Genomic DNA, 16126 nt, shown 5'->3' on the forward strand with positions numbered 1-16126 from the left:
AATATTATCAATATTCACCAAAGGTTGCACCGCTGTTAGAATTTTATCCCGCCTGGGGGAACTCCAATAGTTTAGGAGCTTGGTCTACGATGCTTCCTAAGCATCTTGTAGAATCAAGACGTCGATGTTAATCGGGATGGTGAAGTAATCTGCAACTATTAGTCAGCCTCGCTTGTCAATACAGTTGACTGCGATCAGTATCGATAACATTTATGTCAATCAAAAATATATTATTAGTAGAGGATAATCCTGATGATCGCGAGTTAATGAGGCTGGCTTTCTCTCAAGGCACAATTCCTCACAATTTGATCATTTTTTCCAATGGTTTAGAAGCTTTAAATTATTTATTGGGACAGGGCAACATTGATGAAACATCTCCATCGCCGACGGAGCAAAATTTAACTTCAATGCCAGCACTGATTATACTAGATTTAAATTTACCCCAAATTAATGGCATCGAGGTTTTACGCCGCATTCGTTCTTATCCTCAAACTAAACTACTACCTGTCGTCATAATTAGCTCTTCTAATGAACCACGAGATCTGATTGACAGTTATATTAATGGTTGCAACAGTTACATCCAGAAACCGATACACTTTAATCAATTACAAAATTTTGTTAGAGAAATAAGTACGTATTGGTTGACTGTTAACCAGCTTCCACCTGTTTTTGGAGTTCTAAATGAGTAAACTTCTGCGAGTCTTAATCATTGAAGATTCAGAAGATGATGCCGAATTATTAGCCATAGAACTAGAGCGTGGCGGTTACGAAATAATACATCGACGAGTGGATACTAAGGCAGATATGAAGGCGGCTCTCAGTGAGTCTCCGCCTTGGGATATTGTTTTGGCGGATTATTCGATGCCTCAGTTTAGTGCGATCGCCGCTCTCGAACTCCTTAAGGAATGGGAGTTGGATTTACCCTTCGTCATTGTTTCCGGTAAAATTGGCGAAGATACGGCAGTAGCGGCGATGAAAGCTGGAGCTCATGACTACTTAGTCAAAGGCAAGTTAGCCCGTCTAATTCCTGCGGTAGAGAGGGAATTAAGAGAAGCAGTGCTCAGAGAAGAATATCGTACTGCCCAAAATCGATTAAGATATCTAGCTTTTTACGATCAACTAACTAGCTTACCGAATCGGACCCTTTTCCTGGAGCATTTGAGCCGCGAAATCTCTCTTTATCAAGAATTCAATGCTCACTGTCATCAAAATATCGAAGGCGATTGCGATCCACGCACCAGCAAAGCTGATCCCCAGCAGAAGAAAGATCCGTCGCAGAAGGATCGTCAGCAGAAGTTATTTGCTGTTTTATTACTCAGCATTGATCGTTTTAGTATTATTAAACATAGCTTAGGCTATTTAATTAGCGAACAATTGTTGATTGCGTTGGCTCGTCGCTTGGAAACATACGTCAGCAATAGTCCCAATATTGTGGCCCGAATTAGTGAAGATGAATTTGCCTTATTAATTACCAATATTCAAAATACTCAGGATATTCTAGAGCAAGCTGACTATCTCTATCATCATTTAATCAAGCCTTTTGAAATAAAAAACAGTACAGTTTGTTCTACGGTTAGTATTGGTATTGCTTTAAATCGGGGTAATTATCAAAAGCCAGAAAAACTATTGCAATCGGCAGATATGGCCATGCAGTATGCCAAAGTCAATTTTGTCAAAAGTTCAGTCTTATTTGATGAAAAAATGCAGAGTAAGGCCGTAGAGAAACTACGCCTCGAAAACGATTTACAGCAAGCGATCAATAATCAAAAATTATATTTAAATTATCAGCCAATAGTCTCTCTCAGCACAGGACAAATTAATTGTTTAGAAGCTCTAGTTAGATGGAAACATGATTCTTTAGGCTCCATCCCCCCCGATAAATTTATTCCCATCTCTGAAGAAACAGGGCAAATTATTGCCCTAGGTCAATGGGTACTCTCAGAAGCCTGTTATCAGCTAGTAGCTTGGCAAAAATACTTTACTAATAAAAGCTCTCCGTTAACGATGAGCATTAATTTATCGCGAATTCAGATTTATCATCCTGAATTAATTCCCCAGATAGATCGTCTATTACAGTCTCTCAATTTAGAGGGGAAACATCTAAAGTTAGAGATTACTGAAAGTACTCTCATGGAAAATACTTCTGCGGTGACAAAAGTTTTAGAGCAGTTGAAAGAGCGAGATATCAAGCTGTGTTTGGATGATTTTGGTACTGGATATTCTTCGTTGAGTTACTTGCGCTATTTACCCGTTGATACAGTAAAAATAGATCGCTCATTTATTGGGCCAGAAATTAATAATACTAATTACGATATTATTAAAGCGATTATTAATCTCGCCCACAGCCTAGGTTTAGATGTAATTGCTGAGGGAATTGAGACAGAAGCGCAGCTAGAAATCTTACGTTGCTTGGGTTGTGAATACGGACAAGGCTACCTTTTTGCTTACCCCCTGAATAGTAGAGACGTTTTAAGCCTAGTACAGCAATAAATTTATCAAAAAGCTTTTAGCCTTTAGCTTCTTGGCGCATTCGCTCTTTGCTGGGAACCAACAACAAAGGCGTATAGTTCGCCGCATGTGCGCGATGCGCCGCTTTTAGCTCTTAGCTTTGGTTAAACTGTCTATAGCGTAATTGGGTATAAGACTCCACCGCCTTGGCGGTGTCTACAATCAGGTAGCGCGACAAAGCGTTGCGAGGGTACATGCGGCTTAAGCCTTTGTCCTCGTTAAAGCTATTGTCGTAAGACGAGTTCAAGACTCTATTTGATTGAAGCTAATAGCTAACGGCTAATAGCTAATAGCTATTTATTTATTAAAACCGATATCTGTACCTGTTCCAGCATGAACTTGTGCCAGTTTTTCATAGTTACGGGCGTGTTCTAAAAGTTCTGTGGCTTGTTCATCGCTAATCTGCTTAATTCTACGAGCGGGAACCCCGACAACGAGCGATCGCTGGGAAATATCTTTGGTGACAACACTACCAGCACCGATTATGCTTCCCTCACCCACTCTCACTCCATCCAGAATGACAGCACCAATGCCAATCAAGCAGCCAGTTTCAATATGAGCAGAATGAATTACTGCCCGATGACCAACAGTGACATAATCTTCGAGGATTGTCGGTTTACCGGGATCGCCATGCAAAATTGCTCCATCTTGAATGTTGGTATATTTACCAATGACAATTTTTTCGATATCCCCCCTGACTATTGCCCCATACCAGATGCTAGAACCTTCAGCTAAAGTTACTTTACCTATTACCGTAGCATTAGCAGCAACAAAGGCAGCTTGGGATAAGTCGGGAGCAGACCAGTAAGAACTATCAGGGTGAGTCATAATTGGCAATAATCTATTTGACGATATTGAGACAATCAAGCGCAACAAGAGTGAGCCGTGTTATAAGGTAAGAGAAAAAGTTGTTGATATATGAATTTAGCATTACAATACCCTGTTTTTGGTCCCGAAATTGTTTGTCCTCACTGCCGACAGACAATTCCTGCTCTTACTCTGACGGACACCTATCTCTGTAGTCGTCATGGTGCTTTTGAAGCTGACCCTAAAATCAAAGAATTAATTCATCTCCCCTCAGGTAGACGTTGGCGACGTTGGGAAAATCAATGGTATCGTCAACATACCCATCCTGATGGGATTCGGTTTGAGATTCATGAAGCTCTTGATGGACTTTATGCTGAAGGCTATCGAGCTACCAGGGTCATTATTGCTAATCGCTATCGCGATTTGGTAAGTTCTTATCTGGGACGTAGTCACCCTTGGCGAGAAACTCCAGAATTCAAGTCTCCTAAGCTTTATGGACTACCTATCAGATTTAGCTCTAAAGATAGCACCGATCCCTGTTGGGAAATTATCAATTTTATCCTCGAAAAAGAACCTGGAGTACCTCGTCAATATCCTTATCGCTTTCTATTTGAATAAACTGATTGTTAAATTTGAATTAAATTAATTTTGAAAACTGTGTCATGATGCATCATGCCTCGATTCGTACAGCAAACATTCATCGGGCGATCGCTTTTTATGAACAGCTAGACTTTACTGTCCAAGAGCGTTTTACCACTGGATATACCCTAGCTTGCTGGATGACTGGGCTAGGAGGCAGAATTGAATTAATCCAAATTCCGGAACCGAAACCTGCTCCCGATGCCTTTAATGATGAACATTATGTCGGTTATTATCATCTTTCTTTTGACCTAACCAATCTAACTTCTGATTTACCGAGTTGGTTGGAAAATTTAACTCAAAAAATAGCGATCGCCAGTCAAGCTAACTCCGAACTAATTCAACCTCTTAAAGTCTTACTTAAACCAGAACAACAAATGATTGGTGACTGTGTTTACGAAGTTGCTTTCATCGCTGATACTGATGGCTTGCCCCTAGAATTTATTCGTTTGCTACACCAGAGATCTTGAAATAGCTTTTCTAAAGATAAATTGATGATTTAGCAACTAAGTCAATTAACTTGTCTAGACTGAAAGCTGATGCCATAAATTTTTAAACCAGCTAGATTAACAGTACGAAAGTCAAGTTGATTGGATATTAAGGAGTTTTTATGTTAGAGCTATATCAGTTTGAGTTATCTCAATATTCAGAGAAAGTTCGCCTCATTCTGGATTACAAACAGCTAGAATACCGTAAAATTGAAGTTACCCCTGGGGTAGGTCAAATCGAATTAATGCAGAAATCTGGCAGTCGCCAAGTTCCAGTACTTAAAGACGGCAGTACCTACGTTGCTGACTCTACAGAAATCGCTTTGTACTTAGAACGCAAATATCCTGAACGTCCGATTATTCCCACTGAGCCTCTCACAAAAGGGCAATGCTTGTTAATGGAAGAATGGGCGGATGTCTCTATCGGTCTCAAGGGGCGTAAGGCTTTTATTGGTGCTTTAAATCAAAATCAAAATTTTCGGACTTCTGTCTTGCCAGCCAACACCCCAGATTTTGTCAAAACTGTTGTGAGAGCAATTCCTGGAGAAGTTTTAGATGTTTTGGGCACAGGGGTAGGTTTTGGCGGAGATGCAGTCAAGGATGCCAAGAAAAGTCTCACTCAAGATTTAGAAGCGTTATGCCTAATTTTGCAAAATCAGCCCTACCTAACTGGAGATCAACCAACTTTAGCTGACCTAGCCGTAGCAGGGTTGAGCATTTTGTTAAAGTTTCCGGCTGGTTCTTATTTAGATATACCCGATCCCCTCAAAGGTAAAGGTATTCCAGGATTAGCTGACAACATTACTTTTGAACCATTTTTTGCTTGGCGCGATCGTCTCTATGAAGATTTTCGCCAAGGCTCTAGCACCAGCAATTTTGGCAACACTTCCTCTCCAACTTCGATCAATATTGAGTAAACTCTAAAACTTAAGGCTTAGAGCTTACAGATTTTTTGGGAAAGTAAGAAATTATAAACAAATAAAATTAGAGGAGTATTTTCTTTGATACTCCTCTATAAAGGCTATTGGATAAATCTGAGAAATTATATTTAAAGCTCGTATCATAGAGTCATCAGTTTTATTTTTTATATTTCCAAGCAATTATGAGAGTAGGGATACAATCTTATCTCAGTGATACTAATATTGATGCTCAATTAACCAGCAGTCAGCGCCAGCTATCTTTAGCTATCTCAGCCATTGCCGATAGTTCAGGGGGAGATTTACCACTGAATTTATGTCTAGTGTTAGATCGGAGTGGCTCAATGTTCGAGAAGCCTTTGGAGATGGTTAAGGATGCTGCTATCGGTATCATCGAAAAACTCAAGCCAGGCGATCGCATTAGTATTGTCGCTTTTGCTCATCGGGCAAAAGTAATTGTTCCCAACCAGTTAGTTAACAACATTGAAAAAATCAAGCAAGAAATTAGGCTGATGGTTGCCGATGGTGGAACTGCTATTGATGAAGGAATGCGCCTAGGAATCAAAGAAGTCGCAGCTAGCAATCAAAACTGCGTGTCTCGGATCTTTTTACTCACTGATGGCGAAAATGAACATGGTGATAATAATCGCTGTCTTAAATTAGCGGAATTAGCAGCAGAGTACAATGTCACCATTGACACTTTAGGTTTTGGAGAACATTGGAATCAAGATGTTTTAGAGCAAATCTCTGATTCCGCTCAGGGAACTATAGTTTATATCGAACAGCCAGATCAAGCGATTATTGAGTTTGAGCGGTTGTTTGCCCGCGCTCAAGCTGTAGGTCTAACAAATAGTCATCTTACTGTTGAGTTAATGCCCAAAGTACGATTAGCAGAACTTAAGCCCTTGGCACAGGTAGCTCCCGAAACTATAGAATTACCCGTCAAAATGGAAGGTAATTATTTTTCTGTGCGCTTGGGAGATCTAATGATCGATCAACCACGAGTTATCCTAATCAACTTTTATATTAATCAACTTCCTTTAGGAAAAAATAAAATAGCAGCAGTACAGATTCGTTATGACGATCCTGGAGCTAATCAAGAGAATTTGCATTCAGATATTTTGGCGATTGAAATAGACGCTCAAAATCCTTATCAACCGCAACCCAGTGACATTGTTCAAAACAATATTTTGACTTTAGCTAAATATCGTCAAACTCAGATTGCTGAAACTAAATTACAGCAAGGCGATAATATTGGAGCCGCCACTATGCTACAAACTGCTGCCAAAACTGCCTTACAACTAGGAGATAAAGAAGGCGCGACCATACTTCAAACTAATGCTACCCGTTTACAAATCGGCAAAGATTTATCTGAGGGCGATCGCAAGAAAACTCGCCTAGTCTCTAAAACTATTTTGCGTGAATAAATGAGTAAAGCTCCTAGCTAATTGCCAGAAGCTTAAAATAACTGATATTTTAAGTCGATGAGCCATCAATTATATTTGCCTAGTTCATTCTTGTCTTACAAGTTAAACCCCGTCCATATTGAAAACTGGAGTTTTGCTGGTTAAATAAAGTTTGAGTTAGAAGAATCAAGAACAACTTGTTACTTGCTACTTGTTACTTGTTACTTTCTCGAACAGTTACATTAAAAACTACAGGTTTCAACAGCGTGGTTGGATATACTGAACTAAATTCAGCATCCCCCACGCTCAAACTAGATGCGGTTCATAACTGACCAACAGTCATGGAGATTAATAAAATTACTCCAATGCTAGCGATCGCTAACAGTAGAGCAAAAGCAAAAGATTGTCCTAAGTGAGAAGCAGCTTTCATGATATTTATTTCCTAATAGTCAAAACATTTGTTTCACGGTTAAAACCCAAGTTGGAAACTAAAACCACTAATGAAAACTGTTGGGGATCAATTAATAAGCAACAATTCTAGCTTCTAAAGGGGTTATAAACTCTATATTTATTAATAATATCCAAAACTATTTCTAATCAAGTCATTATTGCAACTCTTGTTTATATAACTTCTTGAAACTAAACAATAAGTAAGTTGGATGTAGTCGAAACTATTAATTTAATTGTTGTTTGTCATTAATTGAATCATGGTAGAGGTTGTTCCAATGCTGCCGCAACCACTCGATAATGTTCGTCTTGTTGCAATTTTGCCAGTAGTTCTTTGGCTTTAATATCCTGTGAGGCTGTTAAAGCGATCGCCGTTCGCCATCTTGTCCGCCAGTAGGTATCTTCAGCCAAGATACTAAATAACTGTAAAGCTTCTTGTTTAAGGGGAGAATTTAAAAGTCGACTTAAAGCCAAAATACCAGTCTCTTTAGTTGTTTGATCTTCATCGGATAAAGCTTCGTTAGCTACTTGAAGTAAAACCTGAGAATTATCGCTATCTACTAAGATCGAGATTACTGTCTGACGTACCAACCAATTATCAGAAGTAGTAAATAAATTTTGAAGTGGTGGAATTGCGCGATCGCCAAATTCAAAGATGGAATTAGCAGCCTCAGCTAAGACGTTAGCATCTTGTTCAGTTTCTAAAATATTTTTAAGTATCTGGAAAGATTCCTCAGTGAGATGATTACCAAAACCCATCACGGCAATTTTACGTAAGGCAAAATCATGATCTTGAGCGAGTTGTTTTAATACTGGTAACGCTTTATTAGAAGGCATCTTTGCTAGTTCATCTAATGCAGCTTTACGTATATTGATCGCATTGTCACGTAAGTTCAGTTTGATTTGCTCCAGGCGATCATTATTCATGTAAGTTTTAGGTTTTAGTGTTTACTGAGCTTTATTAAACATTTTAAAAAGTGAGATCGTTCTACTAAGTACACTAGCAAAATTAAGAATTGCCAGTTAGCAATTTAATTTAATATTCTCTGGAAATTATCCCTTCTAAGATCATAAGTATTAAGGGAAGAAAAATTGAGAGGAGAAACATCATGAAATATATTTGCTCAGTTTGTGGTTACGAATATGACCCAGAAGTAGGCGATCCTGATAGTGGAATTAAACCAGGAACTGCTTTTGAGGATTTACCAGAGGATTGGGTATGTCCTGTCTGCGGGGCGGATAAATCAGATTTTGAACCACCAGAGTAGCGTCTTTTAGTTATTTGGCTTACTCGTAAAAACTATTATAAACTTTTATCAAGAAGGCTATTGACTATTGGTTAACGTCTTCTCATAGAGCAATGATTGATATTGGACTGACTCACATCGCCCTTCCTGTCTCAAATGTTGAGCGAAGTATCGAATTCTATTCCACCTATGCAGCAATGCAAGTTATTCATCGGCGTATTGATGCAGAGGAAGGTATTTCTGTAGTTTTGCTTTCCGACCATACTCGTCCCTTTGCCATTGTTCTCTTGGGGTCTGAGGAGGTTCATCCAGTTCTCTCTCCATTGGCGCATCTCGGTGTTGGTTGCCCAAGTCGCGAACATATGGATACTTTATGTAACAGAGCGCGTATTGAGGGCGTTCTGATTAAAGAACCGCATGACTCTGGACATCCTGTAGGCTATTGGGCTTTTTTGCGCGATCCTGATGGTCATACGCTAGAACTTTCTTATGGACAGGAAGTTGGTTTGACAGTCGAGAAAACTATGTGACTTCTCCCGACATTGATACTATGCATACAAAGCGGTCTTCTTAAAACCTCTTAAGGTTCAGTAGATCGAAAAATTATTTTTAATTAAGCGATCGCGAGCTTCAAAAAAACAAAACCGTTTTAATTATCTTAAACCTAATTACTATCTTGAATCCTAGCTATTATTTAGTTCTTATGAACTACAAATCATGCCTTTAATCCCTTTTTCGATCTACTGAATTTATCGATTTTTTATGCTCAAAATCTAACTAACTTTATTATTCCTTCGATAGATGAATTGCGTACAAGATAGTGTGATTATAAACAGTGTTAATTAAGCTTTATAGCTCTTTCAGTTGGTTTTACACAACTTATAACCAAGAGACCGCTATAAACTTCTATAAAATAAAATATACAAATATGAACAACTCCTTTTACAAACGTGCTGCTGGTCTATTCTACAGTCGAGATGAGGCAGAAGCAGCAGTCCGCGCTCTCAAGGATGTATAGGTACTGTTCCTGGGGATAAAGAATACTCAACTATTGAGCCTTTAGCACAGGAAATTACGGGTGTTAATAGCGTCAACATCGAGCAGGTAGAAGTTGTTCCTGCTGCTGAATCATAAATTCAACTATCGATTGATCGATTTAATTAAAACTCGTTAAATGAATAGAACCTGATCGACTAAAAGTGTAGATGTAAGTTTGGTGTACTAAAGTTTACAACTGCATTGATTGAGAAAGCACTAGGTTTAATGGTTCTACCTGTGTAGCGAGTTTTCTCATTTCTACTTACTCGGAAAAAACTATTATGTTTAGTAATCTCAATCCATTTTTAGAAACTATAATTACAGGGATTATTGCTTATGTAGCAATCATTCTGGTGTTACGCTTATCAGGTAAACGAACTCTAGCAAAGTGGAATTCTTTCGATTTTGTAGTTACTATCGCTCTTGGTTCGGTTTTCGCCAGTGTACTACTATCTACTAAAGATGCATTTGGCAAAGGGATTCTCGGTTTTGCCCTATTGGTATTGCTTCAGTACATTATTACCTGGATCTCTGTCCGCACTTCGGTTATTCAGAAGCTAATAAAATCTGAACCCGCACTACTGCTTTATCGAGGCGAAATGCAGCATGACGTGATGAAAAAAGAACGTATTGCCGAGGGGGAAGTCTTGGCTGCATTGCGTACTAGTGGCGTGTCAGCGGTTGAAGATGCGGATGCGGTGATTTTAGAAACCGACGGTAGCTTTAGCGTGATTAAAAACATCGATGATAGTTCCGCTTCAGCACTCAAAGATGTAAGGGAGTTTGATCGCACTAAAATGGCTCGTGCCAATTAAAAATCACTAACCACAACAATCAATTCAATGAAACTCTGGCTTTATTATCTTTGTGCCTTTTTTGGCATCATTTTCCTGCGCTATTTTTTAGTAGCGGGAGGAACTTACTGGCTGTTTTATTCGGATGACCATAAGCTGATAAAACAACCTCATAATATTAAATCTCCTAGTCGCCAAGCGATCGAGCGAGATATTGCTCTATCAGTTTTTACGACATTGGCTCTATCTATATGTGCAGCACTGGTAATGTGTATCTACGATTCTGGGGCTACTCGCTTGTATAAGTCAATTGATGATCTCGGAATTATTTATTTAGTTGCTAGTTTTCTAGGCGTAATCTTTCTCCAGGATGCTGTTTTTTATTTCTTGCATCGTGGCTTCCATCATCCCCTAGTTTATAACTGGCTGCATCGGGGACATCATCGTTCTAAAAATCCGACACCCTGGACATCATTTGCCCTTGATTTTCCCGAAGCATTAATTCAAGGACTGTTTATGGTTGCAGTCGTGTTTGTAATTCCCCTGCATATTTACGTTCTGACTCTATTGCTAATCACTATGACTGTCTGGGCATTAGTCAACCATCTTGGTTTTGAACTATTTCCTGGCTTTCCCCATCACTGGTTGGGAAAATGGTTCATTAGTTGGGATCATCACTCTCTACACCATCGTCAATACACTCGGCATTACGGACTATATTTCACCTTCTGGGATCGACTACTGGGAACTAACTAAATAATCGATCCAACCTGGTGGGCGATTAGAGTATTGCAAACGTTAGATTTGGCTAAAAAAGTCATCATGCTACCAGCAACAGAATAGTTACCGATAAATTTATTAAATTACTTCTTTTTGAAAAAACAGTGAAAAACATACCTTTAGACAATCAGCAGTCGATATATTTGTAATTCGTGAGCTATCCCGCCTCTCGTGCAAGCTCGAAACGGGGGCTTTTTGACAATAAAACTAAAAATTAAGTAAAAAAATTATTTGAGATGAATGAAAAAACTGAACTATCGGGTTCTCCACTTTTAAAAATTTGTGGCGTTATCGGCATAATTGGCTGCATAGCTGCGATCGCTACAGACATAATCGGTATTATTGTAGTCAAAGACCACAATCCGATTAGCGAAACTATTAGCTCTTTGGCAATTGAAAAGTCTGCCTGGATTCAGGACATGGGCTTGGATTTTTATGCAGCAGGGATGATTGCCTGTGGAATTGGACTCTACGTTTTGAATCTAAACGGATTGAGGTGGAAAATTGGCTCTGTTTTGCTAGGACTGCTTGGTATTGATGTCATTCTAATTGCCGAGCATAACCAATATGCAGGTAGAGAAGGAGTTGGGGCTTCGATTCATATTCAGTGCGTGTACGCCTTGGCAGTACTGTTTGCAGCTATAACCTTGCTTCTCAGCTTTGGCTTGCGTCGAATTGGTCGCAACTGGTATCGCTATAGTCTTGGTACGGCAATTGTTTGGACGGTTTTAGCTCCTATCTTCTTTTTTGTTCCGACCAATATAGATGGTGCATACGAACGTTTTATTTCCTTAATTACAATCTCGTGGGTAGCTGCGATGTCGTGGCTATTAATTAAAAGAGGTCAGGGAAAATTATCTTTCACTTCTTGATAAAGAAGACCTTCGGCGCACACAGCGAAGCTGACAAATGACTTGTCCGCATGTAGTTGTCGAAGACGACACAGGCTGCGAAGCAGGCAAGATGCGATTAGCATCGCATTGGGCGTACGCCCTGTTGTACGTACGCGCTGCCCGACAGGATGAATTTTGAACTTTACAATTTTGATGCCAAATCTTCATCTGTCGAGAGCCTGAGTCGTTGTAAACTGATTACACTTGGTGAACTTTAGTACTACGCTTGGAGAGTGAGTCATAAGTGGGCATCTAAATAACAAGTGATATTTTATGTGGAACGCACCGTCTCCGACGGCGGGAGCGTCAATAAACCTTTTATAAGCTATGAAAAATACAGCTCAAAAACTTAAATATACTGCTCTTGGATTGGGAGGTATTATTACTCTATTAATCATTTGGAGCTTTATCGAACCTCGTACACTTAATACCGAAACAGAAACCGCAAACATTCCCAATCTTCCTGCTGACTGGGAAGGTAAGCAAGTCGCGCAAATTACAGATTTTCAAATTGGATTGTGGGGTGACAATCGCGGTACTGCTCATCGTAGCGTGGCGAAAATAGTTGAAGCTAAACCTGCATTAGCCTTGATTAGCGGAGATTTTCTTTACCATCCAGGTGAAAACATCAAGCCAGAAATCGAAACAGCAGTAGATATTGTTCGTCCTCTAGTAGAAGCTGGCATCCCTACCTATGCAGTACTAGGGAATCATGACTATGGGATGAGTAGTAAGAAAGCGCAGCCAAAAACGGGAGAAGCCGAACGCTTAGAAACCGCTTTAGAAGCTGCTGGAATCGAAGTCTTAGAAAACGAGGCAGTCGAACTGCGATCGCCTGATAATAACGAATCATTGTATTTGGTAGGAGTTGGTTCCCTGTGGGCAAACCGAGATAATGTGGATAAAGCCTTAAGCGAAGTACCAGATAGCAGTCCTCGAATCGTCATGATGCACAACCCAGACACCTTCGAGCAGTTTCCTGCCAATACAGCACCACTTTCAGTAGCAGGTCATACTCATGGGGGACAAGTTCGCATACCAGGCACACCACAATGGTCTTGGTTGCGTTTTACACAGAAAGACAAGGTCTATGCTGATGGCTGGGCGAGAGGCTATGGCGAACCCAGTAATCGGCTTTATGTTAATCCTGGCATTGGCATGAGTATTGTTCCAATACGTTTATTCTGTCCCCCCGAACTGACCTTTTTTACGCTTCAATCAGGAGCAGTCAACTAATGAATTTTTAAGAGAATACTTTTTCAACATAACTATATCTTTTGACTGGCAAGACATGAGTCTCAAGATATACAGGCAAAGTTTGCTCATAGGATAGACTTGCCTGTACGCAAATTATCGTTTCATAACAAAGTTACTACCTACTACCAAATATCATAGAAAACAATGCTAAAACTTAAATCATTAATCGGCACTAGTTCAATCTCATTATTAGCTTTTGCCTTGGTATTTACTGCTGCTGAATACAAAGGACTACAGGCACAAGAAACAGACGGTAACACCACAATCGAAGAAATAGCTGAAGACGAAGACAATGCTTTGGGAGAGGAAGTAACCGTCAGAGGTGAAGTTAAGGAAGTAGAGCCTGGAATATCTTTTGTTTTAGAAGAAGAGGGTTTTCTTGAAGGGGATGAAGTTCTGGTAATTAATGTTTCCGAGCAAGTTGTTCCAGAAGATGCTGAAGACCTGAAGCTACAGATTACAGGAGAATTAGGCACTTTGGTTTTGGCAGATGTCGAGCGCGATTATGGACTCGAACTCGACCCAGAACTTTATGTAGAATATGAAACTAAGCCTGTCATCCTAGCCACGTATATGGTTCTATCTCCAGACTTAGAGGAGGTTTCCGAAGATCCTGAAGGTTACTACGATTTAGAGATTGCAGTTGAGGGTGAAGTAGATGAAATTAGAAACGATTACGCCTTTACTCTCAAAGAAGACCAGCTAATTGGCGGTGACGATCTATTGATTATCAACGCTAGTGGCGAACCGATTCCCGAAGCAGATGAAAAAGTAGTCGTTACAGGTATAGTGCGCCCCTACATTAAAGCTGATTTTGAAAGAGATTATGACTTAACTTGGGACTTAGATGTGCAGGAAGAAATCGAGGCTGAATATACCGAAAAACCCGTTTTAGTTGTAGACATTATCTATCCTTCGGCTGAAGACGAAGGGCTTCTAGAATAATTTTAATTTTTAGTTTATAGGTATTATAGCGATCGCTTTAATCTAAATATGATTAATCGGCGATCGCAACCGTTGTATAAATTAAATTAATTTCAGTATGGTTAGTTATAAAAATCCAGCAGACACAACAAATAATAAAACAAGTAATAAGAAGAAACTTTGGTGAGTAAACTAATTATTTGCTTTCAATAACAACTAAAAATTAATGATATTTCTGTCAAAATTGCAGTTGCAATTATTCATGGTATCTGCGTGGGGAATGAATTTGATAAAGAAAAAAGCTCTAAATATTTCGGATCGCATTTAGCTATTCTGCTCAAATATTTAGTATTAGGAATTGCTGCATCTATTGATAGAGGTTTATATTTTTAATTATCTTATTATTAATAGTAGATAAGTATAAAAACTATATCTAAATTAAATTCAACAAACTTTGAAGCCAAATAATAATGCAATATCAAACAACCGCAGGATGGTCGCTAATTACTTCAGGTATAACTACACTATTACTTAAAGTGCTTCCAGGTGATTCTCTTTGGTGGGGAATTGCTCTATTAATTATTGGTGGAGTGGTACTTTTTATTAGAAAAAGTGATTAGCAAATTCTTAAATAATTAATTTAAAAAGTCTCAAAGCAAACACAAATATTATCACATAGCTCGGTTATTACCAACGCAAATGTAGAAGAAGTTACAGAAGAAGCAATTCAAGGTGCAGTTGACCAAGTTTTAGATATACTCCAAGTCGCTGGTAAAAGAGTACGAAAAAAAGAAATTGATGGTGAAAGAGTAACTCTAGAAGTCGGTGTTGGTGTAGTGAATGTGGCTCATCTAAAAATTACTACCGATGTCCCAGGAAAGGGAAATAAAGAAGCGATAGAAAATGTAAATGTTGAACTGAATGAATAGTTATTTTAGTTAGTTTATTGTCTTGCCAAGAAGTTAGCAGATTAGGGATCTTTTTTGGTAACGATCGCCTATTTAGTGCTATTTCGATTTGATATTTATTCCAGGTAAATTATCCAACTGTTCGTTAGGCTGGACTTCTTCTTCTACAGGAACAAAAACGTTTAAACTTTCAGAAATACATCTGACTTCAATCGGCGTTTTACCAACAATTTCTCCATCCAAAACTACTTTTTGAGGTGGATCGGTAGTTACCTTAACCCAGCTAGAACGTAAATAGCCTACACCTTCTCTTTCCACTGTTTGTTCGTTGCCACCACTTTGTAGTAATTGAATTGATGTTACGATCGCGCCTGTTTTGGTCTGAGGAGCGAGAATTGTAACATCGAGCAAACCATCGTCAAAAATAACCCCTGCCGTTCCCTGTGCCAGTACAGAAGAAGGAGGTGCAGCGTTAGCAATAGTAACTGCACTAGCATCTATCGTAATTACCTTGTCTTCAGTTTCAATCTCGGCGGTAAATTTTTCAAACTCTTGCAACTGCTTTAAACCAGACAGCACATAAGCTAGTATTCCCAAACGATCTTTAGCTTCGCGATCGGCATCTTGGACTGTTTCAGCTTCAAAGCCAATTCCCGCCAGCAGAATCATCGGCTTGTCGTTACACATTGCTGCATCAACTTTTTTAACCGCACCCGCTAAGATATTTTTGCAGGCTGCTTCTATTGTGTCGGGAATACCTAAAGCATTAGCAAAGGCATTAGCTGTACCTCTAGCTATTACCCCCAAGATAATATCTGTTTCGATTAACACCTCTGTGACCGCAGAAACCGTGCCGTCACCACCAGAAGCAATTATTATTTTCGTACCATTTTCTAAAGCTTGACGAGCTAATTTTCCTCCATCAACTTCTTCAGTAGTAAATTGAATATCGAGAGTAAACTCTGGTTCTAAATGTCTTTTAATTGTGGCTAGGTCTTGTTCGGAATCCCCTTGACCAGCAACAGGATTAAAAATTAGACAGGCTTTGCGACTCATGATGATAAGTTTAATTA

The 16126-nt window shown here is 39.2% G+C and carries 17 protein-coding genes; 14 read left to right on the forward strand and 3 right to left on the reverse strand.

Translation table 11 applies throughout. From position 1 onward, the window contains the following. Nucleotides 1-212 precede the first annotated feature (212 nt). Both PLEUR7319_RS0123930 and PLEUR7319_RS0123935 read left to right on the forward strand, forming a co-directional pair. Complete coding sequence (locus PLEUR7319_RS0123930) at nucleotides 213-689, forward strand: response regulator (RefSeq protein WP_019507762.1); 477 nt, start codon at nucleotides 213-215, stop codon at nucleotides 687-689. Beyond that, entirely contained in the window at nucleotides 682-2490 is a 1809-nt protein-coding gene (locus tag PLEUR7319_RS0123935) for a bifunctional diguanylate cyclase/phosphodiesterase (RefSeq protein ID WP_019507763.1), read from the forward strand. The genes PLEUR7319_RS0123930 and PLEUR7319_RS0123935 overlap by 8 nt, the downstream gene beginning before the upstream one ends. A 315-nt stretch (nucleotides 2491-2805) precedes the next feature. Here the strand turns inward: PLEUR7319_RS0123935 and PLEUR7319_RS0123940 are convergent, their stop codons facing one another. Then, nucleotides 2806-3336 carry a gamma carbonic anhydrase family protein gene (locus PLEUR7319_RS0123940; RefSeq protein ID WP_019507764.1) on the reverse strand — a complete coding sequence of 177 codons (531 nt, stop codon included), beginning with the start codon at nucleotides 3334-3336 and terminating at the stop codon, nucleotides 2806-2808. Between the two features lie 90 nt (nucleotides 3337-3426). Between PLEUR7319_RS0123940 and PLEUR7319_RS0123945 the strand changes: the two genes are divergently transcribed. From PLEUR7319_RS0123945 to PLEUR7319_RS0123960, 4 genes are all read left to right on the forward strand, one after another. Next, a complete protein-coding gene (locus PLEUR7319_RS0123945) occupies nucleotides 3427-3933 on the forward strand; it encodes a TIGR02652 family protein (RefSeq protein WP_019507765.1) in 507 nt (168 codons plus the stop codon). Between the two features lie 47 nt (nucleotides 3934-3980). Beyond that, complete coding sequence (locus tag PLEUR7319_RS0123950) at nucleotides 3981-4424, forward strand: VOC family protein (RefSeq protein ID WP_019507766.1); 444 nt, start codon at nucleotides 3981-3983, stop codon at nucleotides 4422-4424. A 140-nt stretch (nucleotides 4425-4564) separates the two neighbouring features. Further along, entirely contained in the window at nucleotides 4565-5359 is a 795-nt protein-coding gene (locus tag PLEUR7319_RS0123955; protein WP_019507767.1) for a glutathione S-transferase family protein, read from the forward strand. Nucleotides 5360-5544: 185 nt separating this feature from the next. After that, nucleotides 5545-6786 carry a VWA domain-containing protein gene (locus PLEUR7319_RS0123960; protein ID WP_019507768.1) on the forward strand — a complete coding sequence of 414 codons (1242 nt, stop codon included), beginning with the start codon at nucleotides 5545-5547 and terminating at the stop codon, nucleotides 6784-6786. A 684-nt stretch (nucleotides 6787-7470) separates the two neighbouring features. On the opposite strand, the gene PLEUR7319_RS0123970 is transcribed toward PLEUR7319_RS0123960, so the two are convergent. Further along, a complete protein-coding gene (locus tag PLEUR7319_RS0123970; RefSeq protein WP_019507770.1) occupies nucleotides 7471-8139 on the reverse strand; it encodes a HEAT repeat domain-containing protein in 669 nt (222 codons plus the stop codon). Nucleotides 8140-8318: 179 nt separating this feature from the next. Here PLEUR7319_RS0123970 and rd point away from each other — a divergent pair, with 179 nt between their 5' ends. The 8 genes from rd to PLEUR7319_RS41690 all read left to right on the forward strand — a co-directional run bounded on the left by rd (nucleotide 8319) and on the right by PLEUR7319_RS41690 (nucleotide 14765). After that, entirely contained in the window at nucleotides 8319-8480 is a 162-nt protein-coding gene (gene rd, locus PLEUR7319_RS0123975) for a rubredoxin (protein WP_026102744.1), read from the forward strand. 92 nt (nucleotides 8481-8572) lie between these two features. After that, the gene (locus PLEUR7319_RS0123980) at nucleotides 8573-8989 is read left to right on the forward strand and encodes a VOC family protein (RefSeq protein ID WP_019507772.1); all 417 of its coding nucleotides are present in this window, start codon (nucleotides 8573-8575) and stop codon (nucleotides 8987-8989) included. A gap of 789 nt (nucleotides 8990-9778) precedes the next feature. Next, nucleotides 9779-10312, forward strand: coding sequence for a DUF421 domain-containing protein (locus PLEUR7319_RS0123985; RefSeq protein ID WP_019507773.1), 534 nt, complete (start codon nucleotides 9779-9781; stop codon nucleotides 10310-10312). Nucleotides 10313-10339: 27 nt separating this feature from the next. Continuing rightward, nucleotides 10340-11047: a sterol desaturase family protein gene (locus PLEUR7319_RS0123990; RefSeq protein ID WP_019507774.1), complete on the forward strand. Its 708-nt coding sequence runs from the start codon at nucleotides 10340-10342 to the stop codon at nucleotides 11045-11047. A 260-nt stretch (nucleotides 11048-11307) separates the two neighbouring features. After that, on the forward strand, nucleotides 11308-11943 hold the full coding sequence (locus PLEUR7319_RS0123995) for a DUF998 domain-containing protein (RefSeq protein WP_019507775.1): 636 nt from the start codon (nucleotides 11308-11310) through the stop codon (nucleotides 11941-11943). Between the two features lie 348 nt (nucleotides 11944-12291). Next, nucleotides 12292-13200, forward strand: a complete 909-nt coding sequence (locus tag PLEUR7319_RS0124000; RefSeq protein ID WP_019507776.1) for a metallophosphoesterase — start codon at nucleotides 12292-12294, stop codon at nucleotides 13198-13200. A gap of 165 nt (nucleotides 13201-13365) precedes the next feature. Beyond that, nucleotides 13366-14166: a hypothetical protein gene (locus PLEUR7319_RS0124005; RefSeq protein WP_019507777.1), complete on the forward strand. Its 801-nt coding sequence runs from the start codon at nucleotides 13366-13368 to the stop codon at nucleotides 14164-14166. Between the two features lie 449 nt (nucleotides 14167-14615). After that, on the forward strand, nucleotides 14616-14765 hold the full coding sequence (locus PLEUR7319_RS41690) for a hypothetical protein (RefSeq protein ID WP_019507778.1): 150 nt from the start codon (nucleotides 14616-14618) through the stop codon (nucleotides 14763-14765). Nucleotides 14766-15152: 387 nt separating this feature from the next. Here PLEUR7319_RS41690 and PLEUR7319_RS0124015 read toward each other — a convergent pair whose 3' ends face one another. Further along, nucleotides 15153-16115 carry a YegS/Rv2252/BmrU family lipid kinase gene (locus PLEUR7319_RS0124015; protein WP_071592940.1) on the reverse strand — a complete coding sequence of 321 codons (963 nt, stop codon included), beginning with the start codon at nucleotides 16113-16115 and terminating at the stop codon, nucleotides 15153-15155. Nucleotides 16116-16126: the final 11 nt, after the last annotated feature.

Origin of the sequence: Pleurocapsa sp. PCC 7319 (genome assembly GCF_000332195.1) — a bacterium.
Classification (GTDB): domain Bacteria; phylum Cyanobacteriota; class Cyanobacteriia; order Cyanobacteriales; family Xenococcaceae; genus Waterburya.

What these genes read in the sequence shown, in the direction of transcription:
- PLEUR7319_RS0123930 (WP_019507762.1), top strand. Translation starts at nt 213, where the DNA reads ATGTCAATCAAAAATATATTATTAGTAGAGGATAATCCTGATGATCGC.
- PLEUR7319_RS0123935 (WP_019507763.1), top strand. Translation starts at nt 682, where the DNA reads ATGAGTAAACTTCTGCGAGTCTTAATCATTGAAGATTCAGAAGATGAT.
- PLEUR7319_RS0123940 (WP_019507764.1), bottom strand. Translation starts at nt 3,336, where the DNA reads ATGACTCACCCTGATAGTTCTTACTGGTCTGCTCCCGACTTATCCCAA.
- PLEUR7319_RS0123945 (WP_019507765.1), top strand. Translation starts at nt 3,427, where the DNA reads ATGAATTTAGCATTACAATACCCTGTTTTTGGTCCCGAAATTGTTTGT.
- PLEUR7319_RS0123950 (WP_019507766.1), top strand. Translation starts at nt 3,981, where the DNA reads ATGCATCATGCCTCGATTCGTACAGCAAACATTCATCGGGCGATCGCT.
- PLEUR7319_RS0123955 (WP_019507767.1), top strand. Translation starts at nt 4,565, where the DNA reads ATGTTAGAGCTATATCAGTTTGAGTTATCTCAATATTCAGAGAAAGTT.
- PLEUR7319_RS0123960 (WP_019507768.1), top strand. Translation starts at nt 5,545, where the DNA reads ATGAGAGTAGGGATACAATCTTATCTCAGTGATACTAATATTGATGCT.
- PLEUR7319_RS0123970 (WP_019507770.1), bottom strand. Translation starts at nt 8,139, where the DNA reads ATGAATAATGATCGCCTGGAGCAAATCAAACTGAACTTACGTGACAAT.
- PLEUR7319_RS0123980 (WP_019507772.1), top strand. Translation starts at nt 8,573, where the DNA reads ATGATTGATATTGGACTGACTCACATCGCCCTTCCTGTCTCAAATGTT.
- PLEUR7319_RS0123985 (WP_019507773.1), top strand. Translation starts at nt 9,779, where the DNA reads ATGTTTAGTAATCTCAATCCATTTTTAGAAACTATAATTACAGGGATT.
- PLEUR7319_RS0123990 (WP_019507774.1), top strand. Translation starts at nt 10,340, where the DNA reads ATGAAACTCTGGCTTTATTATCTTTGTGCCTTTTTTGGCATCATTTTC.
- PLEUR7319_RS0123995 (WP_019507775.1), top strand. Translation starts at nt 11,308, where the DNA reads ATGAATGAAAAAACTGAACTATCGGGTTCTCCACTTTTAAAAATTTGT.
- PLEUR7319_RS0124000 (WP_019507776.1), top strand. Translation starts at nt 12,292, where the DNA reads ATGAAAAATACAGCTCAAAAACTTAAATATACTGCTCTTGGATTGGGA.
- PLEUR7319_RS0124005 (WP_019507777.1), top strand. Translation starts at nt 13,366, where the DNA reads ATGCTAAAACTTAAATCATTAATCGGCACTAGTTCAATCTCATTATTA.
- PLEUR7319_RS41690 (WP_019507778.1), top strand. Translation starts at nt 14,616, where the DNA reads ATGCAATATCAAACAACCGCAGGATGGTCGCTAATTACTTCAGGTATA.